The sequence below is a fragment of the Cyanobacteriota bacterium genome (assembly GCA_025054735.1).
GTDB lineage: Bacteria > Cyanobacteriota > Cyanobacteriia > SKYG9 > SKYG9 > SKYG9.
The window spans coordinates 1-4857 of record JANWZG010000310.1; the positions used below are offsets into that span (position 1 = coordinate 1).

The following is a 4857-nucleotide window of genomic DNA, read 5'->3' on the forward strand; positions in this document are numbered from 1 at the left end:
AAAGCTACATGCTCTTGGATGGATAAACCAGGGATCAAGCCATCTTGGAGGCGATTGGCGGGCACATAACCAACCCCAGCCTGAAGAAACCGCTGATAGGGCAAATGGGTTAGCTCTACAGAGTCGCCACCCAGAGGACAGAGGTGAATAGTGCCAGCACTGGGGCGCAATAAGCCAGCACAACATTGCAGCAGCAACTGTTGACCATTGCCCTCTAACCCTGCTAGTCCAATCACTTCACCAGCGTGCACCTCTAACTGGTCAAGGTGAATTTGCAGGCGCTCGGTAGTAACCTGCAAGGACTGTAGCCGCAATAACACCCGCTCCTGACAAGTTGGTGGCTTTACCGGAGGGGCTAAGGTTTTCTCAAACATCAAGGCCACTAGGCGTTCTGGAGGGCATGGGATAACCTCATGACCAACAACCTGCCCTTGCCGCATGATGGTGACTCGATCGCAGAGTTGCTCCACATCTTCTAACTTATGGGAAACAAAAATGATGGAATGTCCCGCTGCTGCTAACTGCCGCATGGCTTCAAACAGGGCTGTTTTCTGAGAAGCCGAAATGCCGGTAGTCGGCTCATCTAAAATCAGTGTTCGCACCCCTAGGGACAACAGCCGCAAAATTTCCAGTTGTTGCCGTTCGCCAACCGTCAGGGTAGCTACCAATGCCTTGGGGTCTAGGTGGAAATTGAACTGGGCAGCAAGCTGTTGAAACTGACGAAGCCCAGCCCGGTAGTTGAGGAACCACCCACTAGGGCGACCCATGAGAAAGTTTTCGATTACCGTCAGGGGGGGAAAGTCTAGTGGATCCTGGTGCAACATACCTACACCGGCCTGGATTGCTGCTGCTGGCGATCGCAGGTGCACAGGCTTGCCGTCTAGAATAATTTCACCTTGATCGCAGGGAATAAACCCACTCAACACCTTCACCAGGGTACTTTTGCCAGCACCATTTTCCCCTAGCAGCCCGTGGATGCTGCCTGCTTCCAAAGTCAGAGATACATCGTCGTTGGCTTGAACAGAGCCAAACCGTTTGCAAATATGCCGCAGTTCAACACGCATTAGCTCAGAGGGCAATGGTGAATACCCAGTCGCTATATCTAGGCTCCCGATTTTCAGTGATGGCTGCTAGCAGAGTCATCAGCTTGGTAGTAATGGGGCGATCGGGCGAGAGGTGATAGTTTTCAATTTGCTTCACTGGGGTGATTTTTGCTGCTGTACCACTGAGGAACACTTCATCCGCAATGAACAGTTCAGTCTTGTCCACCGATCGCTCTGCCACAGGGATACCCAAGTCTCTGGCTAGGGTAAGAATGCTATCGCGAGTGATGCCTTCTAGGATGTCTTGGTCAAAGCCAGGAGTGATCAGTTGGCCATTGCGAACTAGGAACACATTCATGCCCGACGCTTCACAGACTTTGCCCTGGGAGTTCATCAAAATCGCCTCATCAAAGCCAGACTCAACGGCTTCTGTCTTGGCCAACGAGGATGTAATGTAAGCGCCGCTAATTTTGCCCCGCAAGGGCAGGCTGCGATCCTCCTGACGATACCAAGAGCTAATCCGACAGGTGGCACCATCCTTGGGCAAGTAGTCTCCCATTTCTAGCCCGTAGATGAAAAAGTCTTTTTGGACACTGTGCAGACGGGGTGCAATCCCAAGATCAGAGGTGTAAACAAAGGGACGAATGTAGAAAGGTTGGTTGGGACGATTCTTTTGCACAAACTCGATGATTAAGGTCTGAATTTTGTCTGCGGGTAGGTCAAAGTGGAGAAACTTAGCACTGTGACTGAGGCGCTGGCAGTGACGATCGAGTCGAAAGAGCAAAATCTGGCTGGAATTCTGGGGATCAGGGATGCCACGCAACCCCCCAAAGGCTCCTGTTCCGTAGTGAAGAGCATGGGTAGCAATGGAAAGATTCGCCTCAGCAAACGGAATGAACTGTCCTTGAAAGTATGCGATCGGTAAAAAGGTTGGAGATGAAACTGTAGACATTACTGCTTGCGCCAATTGCCATGAGATAAAAATTCTATTGTCGCACGGGTATCATCCTCTAGTTAGGATTCGTGTCAACAGATTTCATCATTATCATTCATACAGGGCTAGCACATCAACCAATTAGCCTGCGCACAACTCACTCCTCAGAGGGTGTCCACAGATTGGTAAATTCTTGGAGAAACTGCTCAATGGTACTTAAGCGCTCCTGCAACTGAGCAATCTGAACCTGTGTAGGGTCAGGCAACTTGCGCAAGAGCCACTTGTTTTCAGCCAACTCTAGGTTGACCTTGCCCCCCTGTTGCTCAACAAAGCGAGTGACGGCACTAATGACCCCTGGCCACTCAGCCCGCCAATCATCACCTAGCATGACTCCATTCAGCCGCACCAAATCCCAATAGTTCACTAAGTCTTGGTAGACATCCGCCGCATCGTGGCTAGCATCAATGTAGACTAAATCGGCCTGTACAGCGTGAAATGCCAGCCAGCGAGCAGCAATGCTGCTAGTATTGGGGAACGGGATGATGTAATCGTGCAGCTCAGTGTGCATGACGTTGGCTAGGAATTGGTAGTACAGCGTCGGATAGCCGTGGCGCTGAAAGGCATGGAGATCGGGGGGACGATCGCCCAACGACAGCACATGCTCTATTCCTCCCAGCCATGTGTCAATGCAGATAATAGCTGCATCAAGCTGCTGTTGACGCAGAATAGAGGCCATGTGGAGCGCTGAAGCCCCCTTCCAGGTACCCACTTCTAAAATCAAACGGGGCTGTAACTCGGTAATCAATTGTTCAAAAATTGGGTGTCTGCTACCCCATCCTTGCAAATCGACCGGAAAGTCTTGGTAGTTGAAATCTTGGTATGGACTGACAGGGTGGAGTTTCTCTAGCCACGATCGCGCAACTTGTCCCATGATGATGATCGACAATCAACAGCTTGGTGTAATTCTGCTCCAGCATTTCTGAAACTTAGTCAGTCAAGAGTGGCGATAACTTGTGTAGAATCATGACGAATTATTAAACTGATTTCAACATGGCGATTACGGTTTATCGTCACCACACCTAAGTTCTGAGCATTGATTGACACCATTGCAGTTTTAACATCATTTCTATGGCAGAGATTTATTCCTGGTTAGCACAAGGGCTGATGGGCGCAGCCTCCGTCCTCCTAGCTGAAGTCGTTCGTGACCTGTACCATCTAGCTGGGCACTATTGGCAGCCACTACAGAGTCCCCATAGCCTGCACCACAAGGCCTATCGCCGTGACCTTAGCGTTGTGAGTCGAGAAGCCTATTGCAAAGCCCAGTGGTACAATGACGTGCCTGAAGCTCTGGTGATGGTGGGTGTAACCGGATTAGTAGCTGGGATCACTCAAAAACTGGCCTTACTAGTAGGCTGTGTCTACGCTCTTGGGTTCTTAGTGACAGCAGTAGCCCGATCGCGGGGATGGCTACTATGGACTGACTTCACCCATGAACCAGGCAACTTGGTGGAAAAACCTAGCCGCTGGACTGTTAATCGCACTTACCATTGGCGGCACCATTTTGATCAGGGTAATGCCTATTTTTGCGGTACCTTTACGCTAGTAGATAATTTACTAGGGACGAGTTTGGCCTTGAAGGGTAAGCGCGTGGCCATAACCGGAGCAGCGGGCACCATGGGGCGGGCACTGATTGCAGCGTTGGCTGCTAAGGGTGCTAAGCCGATCGCCCTAACCACATCCACAGCGGCTGAGTTTGACCCTACAGTGCAGGTAGTGACCTGGCAGCTTGGTCAGGAAGAAGCACTGCGGGAGTTGTTGCGGGGAGTAGACATTTTGATTGTGAACCACGGGATCAATGTCCATGGCGATCGGACTCCTGATGCCATTGAGCGATCATTAGAGGTGAACGCTTTGTCTGTCTGGCGATGGATGGAACTGTTTCTCAGCACTGTGGAAGCCTCTGAGCACCGTGCTCTGAAAGAACTGTGGATTAACACCTCCGAAGCAGAGGTCAGCCCTGCTCTCAGCCCCCTGTACGAACTATCTAAGCGATTAATTGGCGATCTGATCACCCTGCGCCGCCTCGATGCTCCCTGCATCATCCGTAAGCTGATTTTGGGGCCATTCCGCAGCAACCTGAACCCCTATGGTGTAATGTCGGCACAGTTTGTGGCTAAGGCGATCGTAGCCCTAGCTCAACGAGATGTTCGCAACATTATTGTCACGATTAACCCCCTCACCTATCTGCTGTTCCCCCTCAAAGAAGCGGGGCGATCGCTCTACTTCCGCCTATTTTCCCGGCGCTCTAGAGCCGTTGACAGCTAGCTTGATGCATTCACTGGGTTGCTGGTAGAGCAATGCACAAATTAAATTCAGCAGAACGCTTGTAGTCGTAACTCTTCTCTGTGCTATGACTACAGATAGCTAGTGGCCAGGACTTAAGTCCTGACTACGAACTGATGGGTGATGTCGCTGGCGTTTAGAGAATTGGTATGAGGACTTAAGTCCTGACTACGAACTGCAACAGCAATTATGGCTTGGTCTTGTTTTTAGCAAACTTTTGAGCAACCCTTGAGTGCCATAGTCTAGATGCTTATGAATCGCCCATTCACCCTTAGCGCTTGGCAAGTTTCTTTGTCAGCTTCCGCAACCGGATTGATGCTGGTGTCACTTCTACCAGTTCATCGGGGCCAATGTATTCCAGCGCCCGCTCTAGGCTCATTTCCACAGGTGCCTGTAGTTGCACTAGCTCATCACCGCCTGCTGCTCGGTGATTCGTAAGCTGTTTCGTCTTGCACACATTCAGTTCTAAGTCTTGGGGACGGTTGTGCTCACCGACAATCATGCCCTTGTATACCCTAGTGCCAGGAGTAATGAAGA

General features: G+C 50.8%; 5 protein-coding genes. 1 reads left to right on the forward strand and 4 read right to left on the reverse strand.

What is annotated here, in order from left to right; translation table 11 throughout:
- The 3 genes from NZ772_13835 to NZ772_13845 all read right to left on the reverse strand — a co-directional run.
- The coding region (locus tag NZ772_13835; protein MCS6814630.1) for an ATP-binding cassette domain-containing protein at positions 1-1064 on the reverse strand (1064 nt) is incomplete at its 3' end.
- A gap of 4 nt (positions 1065-1068) precedes the next feature.
- Positions 1069-1995 (reverse strand): branched-chain amino acid transaminase, encoded by a 927-nt coding sequence (locus NZ772_13840; protein MCS6814631.1) that lies wholly within the window; start codon positions 1993-1995, stop codon positions 1069-1071.
- Between the two features lie 139 nt (positions 1996-2134).
- Positions 2135-2908 carry a class I SAM-dependent methyltransferase gene (locus NZ772_13845; protein ID MCS6814632.1) on the reverse strand — a complete coding sequence of 258 codons (774 nt, stop codon included), beginning with the start codon at positions 2906-2908 and terminating at the stop codon, positions 2135-2137.
- A 197-nt stretch (positions 2909-3105) separates the two neighbouring features.
- On the opposite strand from NZ772_13845, the gene NZ772_13850 reads away from it, so the two are divergent.
- Positions 3106-4302: a bifunctional sterol desaturase/short chain dehydrogenase gene (locus NZ772_13850; protein MCS6814633.1), complete on the forward strand. Its 1197-nt coding sequence runs from the start codon at positions 3106-3108 to the stop codon at positions 4300-4302.
- Between the two features lie 289 nt (positions 4303-4591).
- On the opposite strand, the gene NZ772_13855 is transcribed toward NZ772_13850, so the two are convergent.
- The coding region (locus NZ772_13855) for a translational GTPase TypA (GenBank protein ID MCS6814634.1) at positions 4592-4857 on the reverse strand (266 nt) is incomplete at its 5' end.